Origin of the sequence: Streptomyces gelaticus (assembly GCF_014649535.1) — a bacterium.
In the GTDB taxonomy this organism is placed as follows: domain Bacteria; phylum Actinomycetota; class Actinomycetes; order Streptomycetales; family Streptomycetaceae; genus Streptomyces; species Streptomyces gelaticus.
The window spans coordinates 107,602-128,847 of record NZ_BMTF01000006.1; the positions used below are offsets into that span (position 1 = coordinate 107,602).

Genomic DNA, 21,246 nt, shown 5'->3' on the forward strand with positions numbered 1-21,246 from the left:
GCCGGTAACCTCCGGCGCATCCGCCTCTCGGAGGAGCACGCATGCCCCCACGCACCATCAAGTTCAGGGCCGCCACCGTCGCGGCGGTTCTCGCGCTCGGCACCCCCCTGCTCGCGGCCTCGCCGCAGGCCGGCGCCGTGGAACCCGGCCCCGTCACCGACTACTGCCAGGGGCAGTGCGACGACATCCTGCCGCCCGGCGAGAACGGCAACGCCACGCTCGTCGACATCCTCGGCAACAAGGCGTTCGGTACGCACCCCGAGCACAGCGACGACCAACTCGACCGCTACAACGGCCTGGTGGCCGGACACACCGGTCTCACCGACCGGAAGCTGGCCGATTTCTTCAACGACGCTTCCTTCGGTGTGCCCCAGGACCAGGTCGAGTCCGTCACCTCACCGCGCGACGACGTCACCATCACCCGCGACAAGGCGTCCGGTGTCCCGCACATCAAGGGCACCACCCGCTACGGCACCGAGTTCGGCGCCGGATACGCCGCCGGGCAGGACCGGCTCTGGCTGATGGATCTCTTCCGGCACATCGGACGCGGCGAACTGACCTCGTTCGCCGGCGGCGCCCTCGCCAACCAGGGCCTGGAGCAGCAGTTCTGGCCGCAGGCCCCGTACACCGAGGCCGATCTCGAAGCCCAGGTCGAGTACATCCGGACCCACGAGGGCGCCCGCGGCGAACAGGCCATGGCGGATGCCCAGGCGTACGTCGACGGCATCAACGCCTACCGGGAGAAGTCCAAGAACGGCCGCTACTTCCCGGGCGAGTACGTCCTCACCGGCAAGATCGACGCCATCACCAACGTCGGTGAGATCCAGCCGTTCAAGCTGACGGACCTGATCTCCATAGCCTCGGTGGTCGGCGGCCAGTTCGGCGGCGGCGGTGGCGGCGAGGTCCAGGCGGCGCTCTCGCTGCTGGCCGCCCAGCAGAAGTACGGCGTCGCCGAGGGCACCAAGGTCTGGGAGTCGTTCCGCCAGCGCGAGGACCCCGAGGCCGTGCTGACGATCCATGACGGCACCTCGTTCCCGTACGCCGGCAAGCCCGGCAAGGCCCGCGGCACCGCGCTGCCCGACGCCGGGTCCGTCACCGCCGAACCCCTCATCCACGACCGCACCGGCTCCGCGGGCACCGACAGGAAGGCCCCGGTCCAGGCCCCGGCCCCGCTCAAGAAGGCCCAGGGGATCTACGACGACGGAGTTGTCCCCGAGGGCTCACTGCCCGGCTCCGGCTCCGGCGCCCACAAGCGCGGCATGTCCAACGCCCTGCTGGTCTCAGGGAAGCACACCGCGAGCGGGAACCCCATCGCCGTGTTCGGCCCGCAGACCGGCTACTTCGCCCCGCAGCTGATGATGCTCCAGGAGCTCCAGGGGCCGGGCATCAGCGCCCGGGGAGTCTCCTTCTCCGGTGTCGGCATGTACATCCAGATGGGGCGCGGCCAGGACTACGCCTGGAGCGCCACCTCGGCCGGCCAGGACATCACCGACACCTACGCCGTCGACCTGTGCGAGCCCGACGGCTCCACGCCCGCCAAGGACTCCACGCACTACCTCTACCGCGGCACCTGCACCGCCATGGAGACGCTGGAGCACACCAACTCCTGGAAGCCGACCGTCGCCGACTCCACGGCGAAGGGCTCCTACCGGATGCAGGTGAGGCGTACCAACTACGGCATCGTCACCCACCGCGCCACCGTGGGCGGCAAGCCCGTCGCGTACACCTCGCTGCGCACCACCTACCGCCACGAGGCCGACTCGATCATCGGCTTCCAGATGCTCAACGATCCCTCGTACGTCAAGGACGCCGCCTCCTTCAAGCGGGCGGCGAGCAATATCGACTACGCCTTCAACTGGTTCTACGCCGACTCCCGCACCGCCGCCTACTACAACAGCGGCATGAACCCGGTGCGCGCGGCGGGCGTCGACCCGGCGCTGCCGGTGCGGGCCGGGCGGGCCTACGAGTGGCAGGGGTACGAGCCGGCCGCCAACACCGCCGCGTACACCCCGTTCGCCGAGCACCCGCACTCCAGCGGGCAGGACTACTACGTCTCCTGGAACAACAAGCAGGCCAAGGGGTACGCCGCCGCGGGCTTCGGTCTCGGCGCCGTGCACCGGGGCGATCTGCTGGACGACCGGGTGGCGAAGCTGGTCGACGAGGGCGGTGTGACCCGCGCCTCCCTCACCCGGGTCATGGCCGAGGCCGCCGTCACCGATCTGCGCGGCGAGCAGCTGCTGCCCGAGCTGCTGAAGGTGATCCGCTCCGAGCCGGTGACCGATCCCGAACTCAATGCCGCGATCCAGCAGTTGGACTCCTGGCGGGCGGCGGGCTCGCAGCGCCGGGAGAGCAGCGCCGGCTCGCACGCGTTCACCCACGCCGACGCGGTGCGGATCATGGACGCGTGGTGGCCGAAGCTGGTCGAGGCCGAATTCCGGCCGGGGCTCGGCGACGGCCTGTACGAAGCGCTGACCGCCGACCTCGCCACCGACGAGTCCCCGTCGGCCGGCCACGGGGCGAGCGGGGCGCACAGCGGCTCCGCGTTCCAGTACGGCTGGTGGGGCTTCGTGGACAAGGACCTGCGTCAGGTCCTGGGGCAGCCGGTCAAGGGGCCGCTGGCCAGGACGTACTGCGGCGACGGCGACGCGGACAGCTGCCGTGACGCGCTGCTCGCCTCTCTGAAGCAGGCCGTGGCCCAGCCCGCGACGGAGGTCTACCCCGGGGACGACAACTGCAGGGCGGGCGAGCAGTGGTGCTCCGACTCGATCGTCCACCAGCCGCTCGGCGGGATCGCCCAGAAGGCGATCCACTGGCAGAACCGCCCGACGTACCAGCAGGTGGTGGAGTTCCCCGCCCACCGGTAGGGGACTGAACCGCTGTGCCGGGCGGGCCCCGACCCCGGGCCCGCCCGGCCCGTCTCACCGGTACTGGAGATACCGCTTGCGTACGGCCCGGAACGCGGCCAGATCCTCCGACCAGGCCCCCACCACCTCGTCCGTGTCCGCCCCCGCGTCGATCATGGTGCGGACCCGGGTGTTGCCGGTGAGCTTGTCGATCCAGTTGTCCGAGCGCCAGGCGAACCCGCTCCAGGTCCGCTTCGCCGTCACCAGCAACGCGATTCCGGTGCGTACCGGATCGAAGACCTCGCGGTCGTGGACGTGCAGTTGCACACCGCCGACCGTTTTGCCCTGGAACTTGGAGAACGTCGGCGCGAAGTACGCCTCGCGGAACGCGACCCCGGGCAGGCCGAGCGCGTTCGCGGCCGTCGCCCAGCGGTGGTCGATGCCCTCCGCGCCGAGCAGTTCGAAGGGCCGGGTCGTGCCGCGCCCCTCGGAGAGGTTCGTGCCCTCGAACAGGCAGGTCCCCGAGTAGACGAGTGCCGTGTCCGGCGTCGGCATGTTGGGGCTCGGCGGCACCCACGGCAGCCCGGTCGTGTCGAAGAAGTCCGAGCGCTTCCAGCCGGACATCGTCACGATGCGCAGATCCACCGGCCGGTCGGCCAGGAACCGGGCGTTGAAGAGCAGGGCCAGCTCGGTGACCGTCATGCCGTGCGCCTGCGCGATCTCCCGGCGGCCCACGAAGGTGCCGAACGCCGGGTCGAGCACCGGGCCGAGCGCCGCCCGCCCGCTCACCGGGTTCGGCCGGTCCAGGACGACGAACCGCTTCCCGGCGAGCGCCGCCGCCTCCATGCAGTCGTACAGCGTCCAGATGTACGTGTAGAAGCGGGCGCCCGCGTCCTGGATGTCGAAGACGACCGTGTCCACGCCGGACGCCGTGAAGACATCGGCGAGCGGCTGCCCGCTCTTCAGGTACGTGTCGTAGACCGGGAGTCCGGTCGCCGGGTCGTCGTACCGCCCCTCCGAACCGCCCGCCTGCGCGGTGCCCCGGAAGCCGTGCTCGGGTCCGAAGACGGCGATCAGGTCCACCCGCTCGTCCGGGTGCATCACATCGACGATGTGGCGCACGTCGGAGGTGATCCCGGTCGGGTTGGTGACGACCCCGACCTTCTGGCCCTTCAGCAGCGCGTAGCCGTCCGCCGCCAGCCGGTCGAAGCCGGTGCGGACCCGGCCGTGCTTTTTGCCCGCAGCGGGGGCGGCGCCCGCGGCCCCGGTCCCGGCGGCCGTCGCCGCGAGGGCCCCCACCGCACCACCGGCGGCCAGCAAACCACGTCTGGTCAGGCTCATTCGGCTACCTCCATGATCGCGACGTCTGTCATGGTCACGCACGCTAGCGCGGGTTCAGGCCATACGGAATGAGCCGGACGGGACGGGTGTGACAGGAGTGCTTCCCGAGCGGTGTCCGCCCCTTCCGCTCCGGCATACCGACTGGTTAGTCTGCCGGGCAGTCGGCTGAGAGAGGCGGGACCGGATGAGTGCGGTGCAGGGCGCGGGCGTGGTGGTCACAGGGGCCGGAGGCGGCATCGGCGCCGCGCTGGCCCGCCGGTTCGCCGCGGAAGGGGCGCGCGTCGTGGTCAACGACCTCGACGAGGCGAGGATCAAGACGCTGGCCGAGGAGATCGGCGCCGTCGCCGTCGCCGGTGACGCCTCGCGGATCGTGGACACGGCCCGGGAGGCGCTCGACGGTACCGTCGACATCTACTGCGCCAACGCCGGCCTCGCCTCACCCGGCGACGTCCTCGCGGACGAGGAGGTCTGGGCCGCGGCCTGGGACGTCAATGTGATGGCTCACGTCCGCGCGGCCAGGGCGCTGCTGCCCCACTGGCTGGAGCGCGGCAGCGGACGCTTCGTCTCGACCGCCTCCGCCGCCGGACTGCTGACGATGATCGGCGCCGCGCCGTACAGCGTCACCAAGCACGGCGTCGTCGCCTTCGCCGAATGGCTCTCCCTCACCTACCGCCACCGCGGCGTCAAGGTCCACGCGATCTGCCCGCAGGGCGTGCGCACGGACATGCTCACCGCCGCCGGATCGGCCGGGGAGCTCGTCCTCGCCCCCGGCGCCATCGAGCCCGAGGCGGTCGCCGACGCGCTCCTCGACGCCATGGCCGAGGACCGCTTCCTCGTCCTGCCGCACCCCGAGGTCGCCGGCTACTACCGGGCCCGCGCCAAGGACACCGACCACTGGCTCGGCGGCATGAACCGCCTTCAGCAGAAGTGGGAGGAGACCGGCGCATGACCGAGTCCGTCCACGCGGCCGAGCCGCAGGCGGTCTGCGGCCGCCGGCGGCTGCCCGAGGCCACCGCCGCCGCCTTTCCTGACAGCGGGCTGCGCACCGGCGACAGGAGCTGAGCGCCTACGGCAAGGAACGGCTCGCCGCGTACAAGTATCCGCGCCAGGTCGAGATCCTGGGCGCACTCCCGAAGACGGCGAGTGGGAAGATCCTCGGGCGGGAACTGCGTTCCCCTCGACAGACCGGTTCACGCGGAAGGCAGGTGGCGGCAATGGCCAAGGCGACGGACGGGGACACGGCTCCCGTCCCTCAGCGGCTGCTGGCCGCCGCCACCCGGCTCTTCGCGGAGCAGGGCTACGACCGCACCTCGGTCCAGGAGATCGTCGAGGCGGCGGGCGTCACCAAGGGCGCGCTCTACCACTACTTCGGCTCCAAGGAGGACCTCCTCCAGGAGGTCTACGCCCGGGTGCTCCGCCTCCAGCAGGAGCGCCTCGACGCCTTCGCCGACGCCGACGCCCCCGTGGACCAGCGGCTGCGCGACGCCGCGGCCGATGTGGTCGTCACGACCATCGAGAACCTCGACGACGCCTCGATCTTCTTCCGGTCCATGCACCACCTGAGCCCGGAGAAGAACAAGCAGGTCCGGGCGGAGCGGCGGCGCTACCACGAGCGCTTCCGGGCCCTGGTGGAGGAGGGCCAGCACAGCGGAGTGTTCTCCACGGCCACCCCGGCGGACCTGATCGTCGACTACCACTTCGGTTCGGTCCACCACCTGTCCACCTGGTACCGCCCCGACGGTCCGCTCGGTCCGCAGGAGGTCGCCGACCACCTGGCCGACCTGCTGCTGCGCGCGCTGCGTCCCTGAGGGCAGCCCTTGGGCCGTCACCCCGGCCACAGCTGGTGGTACGAGGCCGGCTCGGTTGCGTGACCACCGCCATGAAGTGGCGGAGTCGGCGCAGTTCCATCCATCCACGTCGTCGATCGCAGCCGGCTGAACCATCTGTTGGACCGATCGCGGATACGGGCCGAAGCTGGAGGTATGACTCACACCCGGGAGTCCGCGCACGTCCCCGCATTCTGGACCGCGGCGTACGGCACCCACCACGCGCCGACCGTACGCCTCGTCGCCCGGTGCCTGCTGCGGGTGAGGGCCTTCGTCCGCGAGCTGGCGCTGGCCGACCACGTGGGTTCCGGCGGCTACTGAGGCGGCTGCCGAGCGGAGCGCGGGCCCGGAACCCATTGGCGGGGCCGAACACCGCCCGGCTAGCATCCGACGATGCGGACACCGGCCGACGAACAGTTCCACGCCCTGGGACGGCTGATCGGGCACCAGGACCCCGGGCAGCGTCATCTCGGACTGGTTCTGCTGGCCGAGCGCCTCACTGAGTGCCCCCCGCCCGACGACGAGGAACGGGACGCACTCGCCGGGCTGCTGCCCGCATCGCTGACCGGACTGCCGGAGGCCGATCTCCTCCTGGCCGGGCTCCACGAGCGGCTCGGCCACCGCCTCAGGGACCGCCCCCGGCCGTCGTGGCGCACGGCCGGGCATCTGCCGGCGGCGGTACGGATCGCCTGGCTGCGCGCCGATGTGCTCCACGACCCCGAGGTGCTCCGCGACGAGCCCCGGGGCGAACTCCTGTACCAGGCAGTGCGGGGGGCGGACATCACCGGTACGCACCGGCCGACGCGGCTCGTGGACGAACTGGCGGGCAGCGGCGATCCGGTGCTTCAGGCCGAGGCGCTGCGGCTGGCCCGGGAGGGGCTGCACGCCGGTCTGCTGGCCCCGGCGCTGGTCCGGGAGGACCTGATCGGTCTGCTGGGGGCGGGGAGCGCCCCGGTCGTCGCCGCTGCGCTGGGCGAGCTCGCCGAGCCGTGGGCGGCGGCGGATCCGCTGCCGCCCGGCCTCCTCGCTCCGTTCCTCCGTGCCGAACCGGAGCGGGATCGCGCCGGGGAACCGGCTCGGGGGCCGGTGCGGGAGCAGGCCGCGGTGGCCGACGCAGCCATCGGGGCCGCCGCGCGCCACGGCCACCGCGACCTGCTGCGCCAAGCCGTCGAGGACCCCGGCCTTGCGCCGGGCCTCCGCCGGCGCGCGATGGAACTGCTGGGCGAGCTGGCGGACCGCGACGACATCGGCGAGCTGACGGCCGTGGCCGCGCGCGACCCCCTGCTGTTCGGCGGGCCGGCCGTGACCTGCCTGCGCGGACTCCACCGGCGCGGTCACTTCCCGGACGGGACGCACGTCCCCGCCGTCCTCGGTCTCGCCCTGTCCGATCACTCCGTTCCGGCCCGCGACGTGGCGACGATCCTGTTCACCGCGCGGAAGGAGACGCTGCGCGTACTGGCGGACGCACCGGCCGACGATCCGGGCTGGCCGCGACGGCTCGCCCTGCTGGTCGCCCTGGCCGGGCAGGGCGCCGGTGACCTCCCGGTCGGCGACGCCATCACGGACGTACTGCCCTTCGCCCCCGCACCGGGACCGTTCCTCGACGCGATCCGCGAACTGCGCCACGAGGACGCCGAGGAGGCCGTGATCGCCCTGCTGCCCGCGGCGCCCGCCGCGGCCCTGGACACGCTGGAGGCGATCGGTGGGGACCGGACGGTACGGGCCCTGCGCGAAGGACTGGGTCTCACCGCCGACGGGGGGACGGCGCCCCATCTGCGCGCCGTACGCGACCGCGCCCTCGAACTGCTGTGGCAGCTGAACCGCGATCCGGCACAGCGCCGCGCCCTTCTCGTACGGCTGGACCCCGTGGGCCTGCCGCCGGGCATCGCGGCCGACCTCGGCGGACCGGACGAGCGGGAACTGGCCCTGCTGCGCTCCCACCTGGACCCGGCCGAGCCGGTGGCGGCGCTGTGCCGGCTGGCGGCCCACGGCAACGCCGCCACGCTCCCGGTCATCGCCGACCTGCTGCTGCGCGTCGTGGCCGAGCAGGCCGCGTCGAGGAGTCCGGACGCGGCGCCCCGGACCGGGGAGCACGGGCAGCCGGCGGGTGAGCCCGCGGTGCCGCAGGAGGTCCTGGACGCCGTGGGCGCCCTGGGCCGCCGGCTCCACGCCCGCCGCGCGATCCGGCCGGTCTGCCTGCTCGACACCACGGACGCCCAGGAGGCCGGGCACGCACTCGTCGCGACGGTGGCGCTGGACCTGCTGGACCGCCCCGGGCTCTGTGACGACGAGCAGGTGGTCCTGCTCGAACTGCTGCTCCGGGCCCCGTGGAAGGGCACCCGTGCGCGGGTGCACCGGCTGCTGCGCCACCACGACCGGCATGTACGCAAGCACGTCATCGCCCTCCTCGCCCGCGACGCCACGGGCGAGGACGCCCAGGCCCTCTCGGCGACGCTGATCGCGCTGACGAGGGCCGAGGACATCCAGACCGTCCGCCAGGCGCTGCTCGCACTGGGCCACGCCCGCGCCCACTGGGCGAGCGCCGCGATCGCCGCGTGCCTCGACCACCCGAACATGAACATCAAGAAGACGGCGGCCGAGGTGCTGGTCCGCGCGGGCACGCCGGAGGCGCTCCCGAAGCTCCTCTTCCGGCTCGGGCACGACGACAACCCCGGCCTGCGCGAGAAGCTCGTCACGGCCCTGCGCGCCGTCCTCGGCGACGCCTACGCGGCCACCCTCGTCGCCGCCGCCGAGCACAGCCGGGACGACGGCGCCCGCCGGCTGCTGCTGGCGGGCCTCCACGGCGTCCTCGCCGCACGCTCGGTCCTGGCGCTGGACGACCAGGGATCACCGGTGGCCGGCACGCTGCTGTCCCTGGTGGCGTCCGGCCGGGTCGCGCCGGCCTCCGGCACCGTGCAGGACCTGGCGTCGGCGATGGCCGGGCACGGGATCACCGCATCTGCCGCCGCGGACCCGTCGGCGGCGGCCGATGCGGCGGACCGCGACATAGCGGCCCTGGTGGCCGGGGGGTGGGACCTCTCGCTCGCGCTGCGCGTCGCCGAGCGGGACGAGCCGCTCGGCCCCGGCCACTCGCAGCAGCTGCGGCCGATGCTGGCCGACTGGCTCCGGCTGGCCGACTCCCTGCCGCTCCTCCGGAACGAAGCGCTCCACAACAAGGCGCTCCGGAACAAGGTGGTGCGGTTCGCGCTGCGCCTGGGCGCCGAGCCCCGAAACGACGCGGAGCTCACGGCATTCGCCCGGTCCGCCCCGCTCCTGCTGGACGCGCTGGCCGACGCCCGGGGCGGGGACCGGCACGATCTGATCGCCGTGCTCGAAGCGGTCGCGCCGATGCTGGCGGCCACCGCGAAACCGGCCGCCGTCGCCGCGGTACGGGCGCTGCGCCCCGCGCCTGCGACCCCGAGCCGGTCCACGCTGACCCTGCTGCGCCGCCTCGGCGCGGTGCCGGTCCGCGCCGACCTCGACCGGGCCCTGGTGGGCGCCCGGCTCGGCGCCGACCCCTGGCGGGCCGAAACGGCCGTGCTCCGGGAGGCCTTCGCCGTGCCGGAGACCGCCGACGGCGGGCTCGTGCCTGCCGGAACCCGGGCCTGGCGGGCCGCACTGGACGACGCGGTCCGCACACCGGGCGCACTGGAGGAGTTCCGCCGACGGGACGACGGCGCGGTTCCCTCGCGGGACCGGCTGGCCGCGCTGATCGAGGCCCATGGGAGCGCCGGCCCCGGGGTGCGGACCGCGCTCGTCGACTGGATGACGTGGCTCCAGCCGCTCGACGCACCGCCCTGGACCATCGCCGAGACCGCCCACGCACCGGCGCCGCCACCGCGCCGGGTCCAAGCCGACGACCTGGACCAGCCGCGCTCGGCGGCGCTGCGGGAACGGCTGTTGGCCATGCTGGAGTCGGCCGGGGCGGACCGCAGACAGACCGCTGCCCAGGCGCTGACGCGGTGGCCCGAGCCGGAGGCCCGGCTGGCGGTGCTGCGCGCGTACCTCCGCGGCCGGGTCGCCCTGCCCGCCGGCGCCGACCCGGCCCTCGCACTGGCCGCCGTCGACGAGGCGGAGCTCCGGGGCGACGGCATCCTGCGCGACAGGGTGGCGCGCGCCGCCGCCGGGCTCGACCCGTGGGAGCTGGAACGGCTGGTCCCGCTGCTGCTGGAGTGGTGGGAACACGCGCCGCCCGCCGTCGGCCGGGCGGTCGGCGACGCCTTGCGCGCCTGTCCCGCCGACGCGCTGGCCGAGGCCCTGGGCGGCCGTCTCGACGCCGGGGCCTGGGGCTTCGTGGACCTGCTCGCCGGCCGCCGGCTGCTGCGCACCCCCGCCCTCACGCGGACCCGTCGGCGCCTGCGCGCCGAGGGGCGCGACGAACTCGCGGAGCGGCTCCTGCTCGTCGACGGCCCGCTGCGCGGCCCGGACGCCGAGCTGCAGGACGTGGCGGCACTGGCGGCGCTCCGTGACCGGGACGCGGCCGTACCCGCAGGAACCCGGCACCGTCCCACCCGGCAGGAACTGCTGGACCTGGCCCGGACCGGCACCGCGGAGCAGATCTGCCGGGCGCTCACGGAGCTGGCCGGGGAACACACCGGCCCGGGACCCGATCAGGACCCGCAACTACTCGACCTGCTGGGTGAGTTGCTCACCCACCCCCATTCCAGGGTGCGGCTGCGTGCCCACCGGACCTCACGGGCGATGCTCGCCCGGCCGGCCCATCTGCGCCACACCGGACTCCTGCTGGAGGACCCCCGGCCGGACGTGGTGCGCATGGCGATCGGCACTCTCTGCCGGGCGGCCTGGGAGCCCGCGATTCCCGCGGTGACGCGATTGCTCGCGCACCCCCGGGCCGTGGTGCGCGAGACGGCGGCCGAGGGGCTCGTCGGGATGGGCGGCGCGGCGGTCCCCGCCCTGCGCAACGCCGCCGCCCACGCCCGCCCCGACCGCCGCTCCCTGTACACGGACGTACTGGACCGGATCAGGGCCGGTGAAGGCTGAGCGCCCGTGAACCCCTGCGGGCGACCGGGCCCACCGCCTACACGTACCGCTTGATCTCCCGCCGGGCCAGCGACCGCTGGTGCACCTCGTCCGGACCGTCCGCCAGCCGCAACGTCCGTGCCGCCGCCCACAGTTCGGCCAGCGGGAAGTCCTGGCCGACCCCGCCCGCGCCGTGCAGCTGCACCGCCTGGTCGAGGATGCCGACCACCGCGCGCGGAGTGGCGATCTTGATTGCCTGGATCTCCGTGTGCGCGCCCCGGTTGCCCACCGTGTCCATCAGCCACGCCGTCTTCAGCACCAGCAGCCGCAGCTGCTCCACCGTGACCCGCGCGTCCGCGATCCAGTTCTGCACGACGCCCTGCTGGGCGAGCGGCTTGCCGAAGGCGGTACGGGACACCGCTCGCCTGCACATCAGCTCGATGGCCCGCTCGGCCATGCCGATCAGCCGCATGCAGTGGTGGATCCGGCCCGGCCCCAGCCGTGCCTGGGCGATGGCGAAGCCGCCGCCCTCCTCGCCGATCAGATTCTCGGCCGGCACCCGCACATCGGTGAGGACGACCTCCGCGTGACCGCCGTGGTAGTGGTCCTCGTACCCGTACACCTGCATGGCACGGCGTACTTCGAGGCCGGGCGTGTCGCGAGGGACCAGGATCATCGACTGCCGGCGGCGGATGTCGGGGGCGTCAGGGCCATCGGCAGTCGCCGTCTTGCCCATCACGATGAAGATCTCGCAGTCCGGGTTCATCGCCCCGGAGATGTACCACTTGCGGCCGTTGACGACGTAGTCGCCGCCGTCGCGCACGATGCGGGTCTCGATGTTCGTCGCGTCCGACGAGGCCACCTCGGGTTCCGTCATGGCGAACGCCGAGCGGATCTCCCCGGCGAGCAGTGGCTCCAGCCACCGCTTCTTCTGCTCGTCCGTGCCGAACTGGAAGAGCACCTCCATGTTCCCGGTGTCCGGGGCCGCGCAGTTCAGCGCGGTCGGCGCCAACTGCGGGGAGCGGCCGGTGATTTCGGCGAGCGGGGCGTACTGGAGATTGCTCAGCCCGGCCCCGTGCCCGGCATCCGGCAGGAAGAGGTTCCACAGGCCCTGACTGCGTGCCTCGGCCTTCAGGTCCTCGACGATCCGCGGGGTGTCCCACGGGGAGGCCAGCAGAGCCCGCTGCTCCTGCGCGGTCTTCTCGGCCGGGTACACGTGCTCGTCCATGAAGGCCAGCAGCCGGGTGCGCAGCTCTTCGGTGCGGGCGTCGAATGCGAAGTCCATGGGGGTGATCAGCCTTCCTGGAGGGTGGTGAGCCCGTGCTCGATGAAGACGGGGACGAGATCGCCGATGCGGTCGAAGCCGGCGCCGACGGTCCGGCCCAGGGTGTAGCGGTAGTGGATGCCCTCCAGGATCACGGCGAGCTTGAACCAGGCGAACGCCGTGTACCAGGAGATGGCGGAGGTGTCCCGGCCGGAGCGGGCGGCATAGCGCTCGGTCAGCTCGGCGGGGGAGGGATGGCCCGCCGCGCCGCTGGTGGTGGAGACCGGCGATTCGGCGAGGCCGAGATCGGAGCTGTACATCACCAGCAGGCCGAGATCGGTCAGCGGGTCGCCGAGCGTCGACATCTCCCAGTCGAGGACGGCCTTGATCCGGTCGTCGGAGCCGATCAGGACATTGTCCAGCCGGTAGTCGCCGTGCACGACGGTGGGCGCGGGCGAGACGGGCAGCGCGCGCCCGAGCGCGGCGTGAAGTTCGTCGATGCCCGGCAGTTCGCGGTTGCGCGACGCGTTCAGCTGCTTGCCCCAGCGGCGCAACTGCCGGTCGAGGAAGCCCTCGGGCCGCCCGAAGTCGCCGAGCCCGACGGACTCCGGGTCCACGGCGTGCAGGGCGACGAGGGTGTCGACGAGCCCGAGGGCCGCCTCCCGGGTGCGCGCGGCGCCCAGCGGGGCGAGCTGCTCGGCGGTGCGGTACGGGGTGCCCTCGACGTACTCCATGACGTAGAAGGGCGACCCGGTCACCGATGCGTCCTCGCACAGCAGCACCGGCTCGGGCACCGGGACGGCCGTCGGGTGCAGGGCGCTGATCACCCGGTGCTCGCGCTTCATGTCGTGCGCGGTGGCCAGCACATGGCCCAGCGGGGGCCTGCGGACGACCCAGCGGCCGGTGCCGTCCGTGACGACGTACGTCAGGTTCGACCGGCCGCCCTCGATCAGCCGGGCTTCGAGCGGTCCGCTCACCAGCCCCGGCCGCTCGCGGTCGAGGTGTCCGCGCAGCCGGTCGAGGTCGAGACCTGGCGGGTGGACTGAGCTCATCGTGCACACCTCCGGGGGGTGAAAGACGGTCGGCACCATCATGCCGACCAGTCGGTATGCCGTCCAGTACGCGCCCGGGACCCGTCGGACGGACGTGCGGCGGAATCCTTCGGGCCCGCTCGCGCCCTGCTCGGTCCGGAGTCTGGCGTTCAGTCGCATCCCTGAATAGGGTTCATGTATGAACACAGCGCTGCTGATCGACGAAGTCCGGCTGACCCCGATCCTGATAGCCGACCCGCCGCTGCTCAACACTCAGGGCGTCCACCAGCCCTACACCCCTCGGCTCATCGTGGAGGTCGTCACACGGGGCGGAGTCACCGGGATCGGCGAGACGTACGGGGACGGCAAGTACCTCGAACTCGCCCGGCCGCTCGCCACCGCGCTCGCCGGACGCCCGGTCAGCGATCTGAACGGGCTGTTCGCTCTGGCCGATGAGGTCTGCGGCGATTCACGGGCGGCCGACGACCGGGTCGACGCGGGCGGACTGCGCGGTGTGCAGACCGCCGACAAGCTCCGGCTCTCCGTCGTCTCCGGCTTCGAGGTCGCCTGCCTCGACGCGCTGGGCAAGTCTCTCGGCCTCCCCGTGCACGCGCTGCTGGGCGGGAAGGTCCGCGACGCCGTCGAGTACAGCGCCTACCTCTTCCACCGCTGGGCCGCCCACCCCGAGGGCGGCGAACAGGACGACTGGGGCGCCGCCCTCGACCCGGCCGGTGTCGTCGCCCAGGCCCGGCGCTTCGCCCGCGAGCACGGCTTCTCCTCCTTCAAGCTCAAGGGCGGTGTGTTCGAACCCGACCGGGAGATCGCCGCGATCCGTGCCCTGGCCGAGGAGTTCCCCGGGCAGCCGCTGCGGCTCGACCCCAACGGCGCCTGGTCCGTCGAGACCTCGCTGTATGCCGCCGAACAGCTGAAGGACGTACTCGAATACCTGGAGGACCCGGCGAGCGGCACGGACCTGATGGCCGCGGTCGCCGCCGGCACCGACGTACCGCTCGCCACCAACATGTGTGTGACCACCCTCGCCGAGGTGCCGGAGGCCTTCGCCCGGGGCGCCGTGCAGGTGGTCCTCTCCGATCACCACTACTGGGGCGGGCTGCACCGTACGCGTGAACTGGCCGGGATCTGCCGTACCTTCGGCGTCGGACTCTCCATGCACTCCAACACCCACCTCGGCATCAGCCTCGCCGCGATGACCCACGTCGCGGCCACCGTGCCCAACCTGGACTACGCCTGCGACAGCCACTACCCCTGGCAGAGCGAGGACGTCATCACCGCCCGCCATGTCTTCCGGGACGGCCGGCTCGCCGTGTCCGACGCACCCGGACTCGGAGTCGAACTCGACCGCGAGCGCCTGGCCGCCCTGCACCGGCGCTGGCTCGACGACGACGGCACGATGCGCGAGCGCGACGACGCGGCGGCGATGCGCAAGGCCGAGCCGCAGTGGCGGACACCGGCGATCCCGCGCTGGTGACGGCCCCGCAGCCCCGGGGCGCCGCGGCCTGACGTGCGGGGCCCGGACCCGCACCGATGGCCGGTGCATGAAGGGAACGGGTCCCCGCCGGAGCGGGCGGCGGACGCCCCCCGGCTGAACGAACGGGGGGCACACCCGCGGAAAGATCGTCGTCGCCGTACCCCGGGAGTTCCCCGGCCTCTGACGGCGCCGGCGGCCCCGCCCTCAGAACAGCATGGCCGTGGCGAACACCGCGAGCGCGACCGTGCACGCCGCCGCTGTCAGCGCGCCGCGCGCCGACAGCAGTCGCGGCCGGGCGGTCCCCATCCCGAGCACCCGCAGATGCGCCACCCGCAGAAACCCCAGCCAGGCCAGTGCGCTCAGCGACACCGCCACGATCGCCGCCGGGCCCGCCCCGCCGTGCAGCGCCTGCCTGACCGCCAGCAGCGCCACCACCGTGCACGACAGCGTCGTTCGCCGCCAGGCCAGCCTGGTCCGCTCGGGCTGAAGTCCGGGGTCGCGCCCCGCAGTGGTCACCGGCCCTCCCAGCCGAAGAGGACCACCACCACCATCGCCACCGCGACGACCGCGACGGCCAGGGCGAGCAGCGTCGGGAACCGCGAGACCGGCAGGTCCTCCCCGCGCCGCATCGCCCGCTCGCACCGCACCCAGTGGTTGACGGCCCGCAGCGCGCAGAGCACACCGGCCGCCAGCAGTGCGAGCGCCAGACCGGCGCGGACCCCCCACGCCAGCTCCGGCAGGAACTGGTCGACCGCGAACCCGCCGCCGATCAGTGCCAGAGCCGTCCGGATCCAGGCGAGGAAGGTGCGCTCGTTGGCGAGCGAGAACCGGTAGTCGGGGGTGTCGCCCTCTTCGCGGATGCGCTCCGGTGCGAACCAGAGCCGCAGGCCCTGTACGAATTCGTTCACGCGTGAACCTTAGCTGTCGCTTCGTAGGTGATCGCCGCCCAGGATCAGGAGCCCGTACCGGCCGCCCGGAAGGCGCGCAGCCGGTGGTACGCCTCCAGGCCGTCCGGCACCCACTTCCAGTCGTCGATCCGCCGCGCCAGCTCGTCAGCGGTGAGGAAGGCGTGCCAGGCGACCTCCTCCACCTGCGGGTTCACCGGCAGCTCGCACCGTACCCGGTAGACGTACGACCACCAGGAGTGCTCGGCGCTCTCGTAGAGGAACTTGAAGAGCGGTTCGGGCCGGGGGAGCCCGGACACCCCCAGCTCCTCCTCGGCCTCCCGCAGCGCCGCCTCGTCGTACGACTCACCGGCGCCGACCACACCTCCCACGAACATGTCGTAGTGGGACGGGAAGACCAGCTTGTCCGGGGTCCTGCGGTGGACGAAGAGCCGGCCCTCCGCGTCCCGGGCCTCGATGAAGACGCAGCGGTGGCGAAGGCCCTGCGCGGTGGCCTCACCGCGCAGGGCCTGCCCCACGACCACGTCGTTCCCGTCGACGATGTCCAGGATCTCGTCAGAAGGAGTCATGCTCCTCATCCAACAGCAGACCCCATGCGGACGATCACTGCCCCATGACGTACTTGACGGTCGGGCCCGTGGTCCAGCCGCCGTCCACGGCGAGCTCGGCACCGGTGATGTACGAGGCGGCGTCGGAGAGCAGGAAGGCGACCGCCTCCGCGATCTCCGGGGCCTCGCCGACCCGGCCCATCGGGGTGTTCGGGTAGTTGCCCTCGCCCTGCTGGATGCCGACGGACGCGGTCATCGGCGTGTAGACCATGCCGGGGTGCACCGAGTTCACCCGGATCCCCGCGGTGCCGAGCTCCACCGCGCCGACCTTCGTCAGACCGCGCACGCCCCACTTCGAGGCGCCGTAGCTGGAGGTCAGGGCCAGGCCCATCAGGCCGGCGGCCGAGGATATGTTGACGATCGAACCGCCGCCGTTCTCCTTCATCACCGGGATCACCGTCTTCATGCCGATGAAGACGGCCGTCAGGTTGATGTCGATGACCTTGCGGAAGTGCTCGACACTCTCGCTCTCCAGCGGCTGACCGGTCGACACACCGGCGTTGTTGACCAGGCCGTCGATCCGTCCGAACTCGGCGAGGGCGAACTCCGCGACCCGCTGCCAGTCCTCCTCGGAGGTCACGTCGTGGTGCATGAAGCGGGCCTTCGGCCCCAGCTCCGCGGCGGTGGCGGCGCCTTCCTCGTCGAGCACGTCGGTGATCACCACATGGGCCCCGCCGGCCACCGCGACGCGCGCGGCCTCGGCGCCCAGTCCCCGGGCGCCGCCGGTGATGACGACGGTCTTGTCGGTGAGGTTGCTCTTGTCGCTCATGTCGCTTCCTTCATGTGGTGCAGGTGGCAAGTGGTGCGGTGGTGAGTGGTCCGGTGATCACGCACCGCCCGGCACGGGGGCGTGCAGGAAAGCGGTGGTGGTCTCGACGAGATCGGCGAGGAAGAGCTCGTCGCCGGTCAGCGGTTCGGTGGAGTCGAGACGCAGGCGGGCGCGGTCGGCCAGCGCCGCGCCGATCAGGGTGAGCGCCAGATCCAGGCGCTCCAGGCGCACGGGGCCGGGCAGCTCGCCCAGACGGTCCCCGACGCGGCCGATCAGCCGCCCGTAGCTGGTGCCGTCCAGGGCGGGGTGCAGCCGGCCGGTCCGCAGCCCGGTCTCATGGGTGAGCCGGGACGAGATCAGCAGACAGCGGCGGCCCCGGTCGTCGGCGAGCAGGCTCGCCTCGGCGGCCACCAGTGCGGTGAGCAGCTCCCGTACGCCGCACTCCTCGCCCAGCTCGTCGAGCAGGGGGGCCAGCACCTCTTCGGTACGGGCCTGGCGGCCCGCCATCACCGCGTCGAGCAGGCCGGCCCGGGAGCCGAAGTGGTACTGGACCGCGGAGGGGTTGCTCTGCCCGGCCAGCCGGACGATGTCCCGCAGCTGGGCACCGTCGGGGCCCTGCGCGGCGAAGACCTCCTCGGCCGCACGGATCAGCTTCTCCCTGGTCTCCTGACCGGACGTTCGCGCCATGGCGACATTCTAATGCTGACCATTATTAAAAACCGGCCCCCGTGGCCGGGCACCCGGTCAGTTCGGCTGGAGGCTCTTCTCGCGGCGCCCGCCCACCGGCCCCTCCGGCATCGCCGGATGCAGCCCGAGCAGCACGATCCCGACGACGATCGCCACGAGACCGGCCGCCTGCCAGGCCAGTGCGCCGGTGTCGGTGCGCAGTCGGTCCCCGAGGAAGCCGACCCCGCAGGCGATCCCGGCCAGTGGCTGCGAGGCGGTCAGCGGGGGCAGCGAGACCCGCAGCGGGCCGGTCTCGAACGCGCTCTGCACCAGCAGCAGGCCCGTCACCCCCAGCGCCACCACCGCGTACGGCTGCCACCCCGTCACCACTGCCGCGAACCCCTCGTCGGAAAGCCGCTGGCCGCTGACCCGGGTGAGGGCGTCCTGGAGTCCGTACAGCAGCCCGGCCGCCACCGCGAGCAGCGCGGGGGCGGCCCCGGACCGGGAGCGTTTGGCGACGGTGGTGAGGAGCAGCGCGGTGCCCACGACCACACCGATCACCAGCCAGTGCCGCAGCGGGCTGGTCACCGCCTCGCCGCCCTCCGGCCGGCCCGCCAGCAGAAAGGCGGCGACCCCGCCGGCCAGCAGCCAGAGACCGGCCCAGCCCTGATGGCCGAGCCGCTGGCCGGTGCGATGGCGTGACAGGGCCATCGCGAAGAGCAGATTGGTCGCGAGGAGGGGTTCGACGACGGAGACCTCGCCCTTGCCCAGGGCCAGGGCGCCCAGCACCATGCCGCAGACCATCAGCCCGATGCCGGCCAGCCAGCTCGGTACCCGCATCAGGTCCAGCAGCAGTCGGGGCGAGAGATAGTCGCTCCGCGGGGCATGCGAAGCTGCGGCCTGCTGCAGAACGAAGCCGAAGCCCAGGCAGCAGGCGGCGCTCACGGCGAGCACGAGGACCAGCACCGACACGCTTCTACCTCAAGTCAGGCCAGAAGTGGGTGATTTGTTTCGACGATAGCGCCGGTTTCCCTGGGGTGCGGCCGGAGCGCCGCCGACCGGGCGGTTGACGCCGCAGCGGCCGGTGCCCAAGATCTGACGCACGAGTAACTTCCCTCTCGGCCGGTCGGCCCCGCAGTCCGCTCCGGAACGACTCGGGCCCCTACCGCGGCCGTGACCGGATCGACCGCTCCGAAAAGGATGGAACCCATGGCGTACGACGCTGATGTGATCGTTGTCGGGGCCGGGCTCGCCGGTCTGGTGGCCACCGCCGAGCTGGCCGACGCGGGCCGTTCGGTGATCCTGCTCGACCAGGAGCCCGAGCAGTCGATCGGCGGCCAGGCGCACTGGTCCTTCGGCGGCCTCTTCCTCGTCGACTCGCCCGAGCAGCGCCGGATGCGGGTCAAGGACAGCCATGAGCTGGCCCTCCAGGACTGGCTGGGCACGGCGGGCTTCGACCGCGAGGAGGACCACTGGCCGCGGAAGTGGGCCGAGGCGTACGTCGACTTCGCGGCCGGTGAGAAGCGCTCCTGGCTGCACGCCCAGGGGCTGCGGATCTTCCCCGTCGTCGGCTGGGCCGAGCGCGGCGGCTACGACGCGAACGGCCACGGCAACTCCGTACCCCGCTTCCACATCACCTGGGGCACCGGCCCCGGCATCGTCGCCCCCTTCGAGCGCCGGGTCCGCGCGGGCGTCGCCAAGGGGCTCGTACAGTTCCGGTTCCGGCACCGGGTCACCGGCCTCGGCCGCACCGCGGGCGCCGTCGACACGGTGACCGGCGAGGTGCTGGAACCGAGCGCCGCCGCCCGGGGCACCGCGAGCAGCCGCCGGGCGACCGGCACCTTCGAGCTGAGGGCCCAGGCAGTGATCGTCACCTCCGGCGGCATCGGCGGCAACCACGACCTGGTGCGCAAGCAGTGGCCCCGGCGGCTCGGCACCCCGCCCGCGAAGATGCTTTCCGGCGTCCCCGCCCATGTCGACGGGCTCATGCTCGGCATCGCCGAGGAGGCGGGCGCCCACCACATCAACCGCGACCGGATGTGGCACTACACCGAGGGCATCGAGAACTGGAACCCGATCTGGGCCCGGCACGGCATCCGGATCCTGCCCGGACCGTCCTCGCTCTGGCTGGACGCCCGCGGCAAGCGGCTGCCGGTCCCGCTCTTCCCGGGCTTCGACACCCTCGGAACCCTCGAACACATCATGAAGTCCGGCCACGACCACACCTGGTTCGTGCTCGACCGGAAGATCATCGGCAAGGAGTTCGCGCTCTCCGGCTCCGAGCAGAACCCGGATCTCACCGGAAAGTCGATCCGCGACGTGATCGGCCGCGCTCGTGCCGATGTCCCGGCCCCGGTGAAGGCGTTCATGGACAACGGAGCGGACTTCGTCGTCGAGAAGGACCTCGCCGCGCTCGTCCGGGGCATGAACGCGCTCACCGGGGAACCGCTGATCGACGAGGCCGAACTGCGCCGCGAGATCACCGCACGCGACCGCGAGATCGCCAACCCCTTCACCAAGGACCTCCAGATCACCGCGATCCACGGGGCCCGCGCCTACCTCGGCGACAGGCTGATCCGGACGGCCGCACCGCACCGCATCCTCGATCCCAAGGCCGGCCCGCTGATCGCCGTACGGCTGAACATCCTGACCCGCAAGTCGCTCGGCGGACTGGAGACCGACCTGTCCTCGCGGGTGCTGACCGCGGACGGCACCCCCCTGGCCGGTGTCTACGCGGCGGGGGAGGCGGCCGGATTCGGCGGCGGCGGGATGCACGGCTACCGCTCGCTGGAAGGGACCTTCCTCGGCGGCTGCATATTCTCCGGCCGCGCGGCCGGCCGGGCGGCGGCGAAGGCGGTCGGCTGAGGCGGCCGGCCAAGGGCTGTCCCGTGGTCCGCCCGGCGGATCAGGGCCGCACCGGCCCTGGAACCCGCCGCCCCGGGCCTACCGCTCCTCGGCTCCCACGACGGGGTCCAGCAGCTCGACGACCCGGAACCGCTCGGCGACCACCATGGTGTCGTCGTCGACGGTGAACCCCGGGTCGCCGAGCGCCTCCCGCATCTCCTCGCTGTGCCAGAACCTCTCGTGTCCCGCGCGCCACTCGGCGACCGAGGTGTGGCCCTCGCCCTCGTCGACCGCGTGCCGGAGGTCGACGTCGCCGAGGCGGAGCACCCGCACCTCCGTCACCTCCAGCACCGCGATCTCCCGGCCGTCGGAGTCGATCAGCGCGGACCGCTCACCGACCGGAGGCAGCTCCTCCTTCTCCGCCTCGTACTCCGCCAGCAGCCCGGTCGTCGACACCTTCGCGCCGGCGAGCACCGCTCCCACCAGCTGATCGCGCAGGGGCCCGGGGAAGGCGAGCAGGAAGGGCTTGAGGGGTTCACGGTTCGACATGGCGTCAAGTCTGACATGCCCGCCGGGGTGCGGCGCCGGTGCCGGTACCCGACGGGTGCCGTCAACTGCGCTCCGCACGCGCCGAGTTGCGAACCGGTAGGGGCAGGTGGGCACGCGACCCCTGTGGCCGA

Annotated in this window: 17 protein-coding genes; 7 read left to right on the plus strand and 10 right to left on the minus strand. The window is 72.8% G+C overall.

What is annotated here, in order from left to right; all coding sequences use genetic code 11:
* Positions 1-41: 41 nt before the first annotated feature.
* The gene (locus IE107_RS11080) at positions 42-2,864 is read left to right on the plus strand and encodes a penicillin acylase family protein (protein ID WP_189543552.1); all 2,823 of its coding nucleotides are present in this window, start codon (positions 42-44) and stop codon (positions 2,862-2,864) included.
* Between the two features lie 54 nt (positions 2,865-2,918).
* On the opposite strand, the gene IE107_RS11085 is transcribed toward IE107_RS11080, so the two are convergent.
* Positions 2,919-4,184: an exo-beta-N-acetylmuramidase NamZ family protein gene (locus IE107_RS11085; RefSeq protein ID WP_189543553.1), complete on the minus strand. Its 1,266-nt coding sequence runs from the start codon at positions 4,182-4,184 to the stop codon at positions 2,919-2,921.
* A 184-nt stretch (positions 4,185-4,368) separates the two neighbouring features.
* Between IE107_RS11085 and IE107_RS11090 the strand changes: the two genes are divergently transcribed.
* The 4 genes from IE107_RS11090 to IE107_RS11105 all read left to right on the plus strand — a co-directional run bounded on the left by IE107_RS11090 (position 4,369) and on the right by IE107_RS11105 (position 11,011).
* A complete protein-coding gene (locus tag IE107_RS11090) occupies positions 4,369-5,133 on the plus strand; it encodes an SDR family oxidoreductase (RefSeq protein WP_189543554.1) in 765 nt (254 codons plus the stop codon).
* Positions 5,134-5,398: 265 nt separating this feature from the next.
* Positions 5,399-5,992 carry a TetR/AcrR family transcriptional regulator gene (locus tag IE107_RS11095; protein WP_189543555.1) on the plus strand — a complete coding sequence of 198 codons (594 nt, stop codon included), beginning with the start codon at positions 5,399-5,401 and terminating at the stop codon, positions 5,990-5,992.
* Between the two features lie 174 nt (positions 5,993-6,166).
* The gene (locus tag IE107_RS11100) at positions 6,167-6,331 is read left to right on the plus strand and encodes a hypothetical protein (RefSeq protein WP_189543556.1); all 165 of its coding nucleotides are present in this window, start codon (positions 6,167-6,169) and stop codon (positions 6,329-6,331) included.
* A gap of 72 nt (positions 6,332-6,403) precedes the next feature.
* Positions 6,404-11,011, plus strand: a complete 4,608-nt coding sequence (locus IE107_RS11105) for a HEAT repeat domain-containing protein (RefSeq protein ID WP_189543557.1) — start codon at positions 6,404-6,406, stop codon at positions 11,009-11,011.
* A gap of 37 nt (positions 11,012-11,048) precedes the next feature.
* Here IE107_RS11105 and IE107_RS11110 read toward each other — a convergent pair whose 3' ends face one another.
* Together IE107_RS11110 and IE107_RS11115 are read right to left on the minus strand one after the other, a co-directional pair.
* Positions 11,049-12,275 carry an acyl-CoA dehydrogenase family protein gene (locus IE107_RS11110; protein WP_189543558.1) on the minus strand — a complete coding sequence of 409 codons (1,227 nt, stop codon included), beginning with the start codon at positions 12,273-12,275 and terminating at the stop codon, positions 11,049-11,051.
* A gap of 8 nt (positions 12,276-12,283) precedes the next feature.
* Complete coding sequence (locus IE107_RS11115) at positions 12,284-13,306, minus strand: phosphotransferase family protein (protein WP_189543559.1); 1,023 nt, start codon at positions 13,304-13,306, stop codon at positions 12,284-12,286.
* 178 nt (positions 13,307-13,484) lie between these two features.
* On the opposite strand from IE107_RS11115, the gene IE107_RS11120 reads away from it, so the two are divergent.
* Entirely contained in the window at positions 13,485-14,774 is a 1,290-nt protein-coding gene (locus IE107_RS11120) for a glucarate dehydratase family protein (protein ID WP_189543560.1), read from the plus strand.
* 204 nt (positions 14,775-14,978) lie between these two features.
* Here the strand turns inward: IE107_RS11120 and IE107_RS11125 are convergent, their stop codons facing one another.
* From IE107_RS11125 to IE107_RS11150, 6 genes are read right to left on the minus strand one after another with little or no spacing between them, the layout of a single operon-like run.
* Positions 14,979-15,290, minus strand: coding sequence for a DUF202 domain-containing protein (locus tag IE107_RS11125; protein ID WP_189543561.1), 312 nt, complete (start codon positions 15,288-15,290; stop codon positions 14,979-14,981).
* Entirely contained in the window at positions 15,287-15,682 is a 396-nt protein-coding gene (locus IE107_RS11130; RefSeq protein WP_189543562.1) for a YidH family protein, read from the minus strand. Before IE107_RS11130 ends, IE107_RS11125 begins: the two co-directional genes overlap by 4 nt.
* Before the next feature lie 44 nt (positions 15,683-15,726).
* Positions 15,727-16,248: an NUDIX domain-containing protein gene (locus tag IE107_RS11135; RefSeq protein ID WP_189543563.1), complete on the minus strand. Its 522-nt coding sequence runs from the start codon at positions 16,246-16,248 to the stop codon at positions 15,727-15,729.
* Positions 16,249-16,282: 34 nt separating this feature from the next.
* Positions 16,283-17,056: a glucose 1-dehydrogenase gene (locus IE107_RS11140; RefSeq protein ID WP_189543564.1), complete on the minus strand. Its 774-nt coding sequence runs from the start codon at positions 17,054-17,056 to the stop codon at positions 16,283-16,285.
* 57 nt (positions 17,057-17,113) lie between these two features.
* Complete coding sequence (locus tag IE107_RS11145) at positions 17,114-17,743, minus strand: TetR/AcrR family transcriptional regulator (protein ID WP_189543565.1); 630 nt, start codon at positions 17,741-17,743, stop codon at positions 17,114-17,116.
* A gap of 57 nt (positions 17,744-17,800) precedes the next feature.
* Positions 17,801-18,694, minus strand: coding sequence for a DMT family transporter (locus tag IE107_RS11150; RefSeq protein WP_189543566.1), 894 nt, complete (start codon positions 18,692-18,694; stop codon positions 17,801-17,803).
* A gap of 237 nt (positions 18,695-18,931) precedes the next feature.
* Between IE107_RS11150 and IE107_RS11155 the strand changes: the two genes are divergently transcribed.
* Positions 18,932-20,587, plus strand: a complete 1,656-nt coding sequence (locus IE107_RS11155) for an FAD-binding dehydrogenase (RefSeq protein ID WP_189543567.1) — start codon at positions 18,932-18,934, stop codon at positions 20,585-20,587.
* Positions 20,588-20,665: 78 nt separating this feature from the next.
* Here IE107_RS11155 and IE107_RS11160 read toward each other — a convergent pair whose 3' ends face one another.
* A complete protein-coding gene (locus IE107_RS11160) occupies positions 20,666-21,115 on the minus strand; it encodes an ASCH domain-containing protein (RefSeq protein ID WP_189543568.1) in 450 nt (149 codons plus the stop codon).
* Between the last annotated feature and the right edge of the window lie 131 nt (positions 21,116-21,246).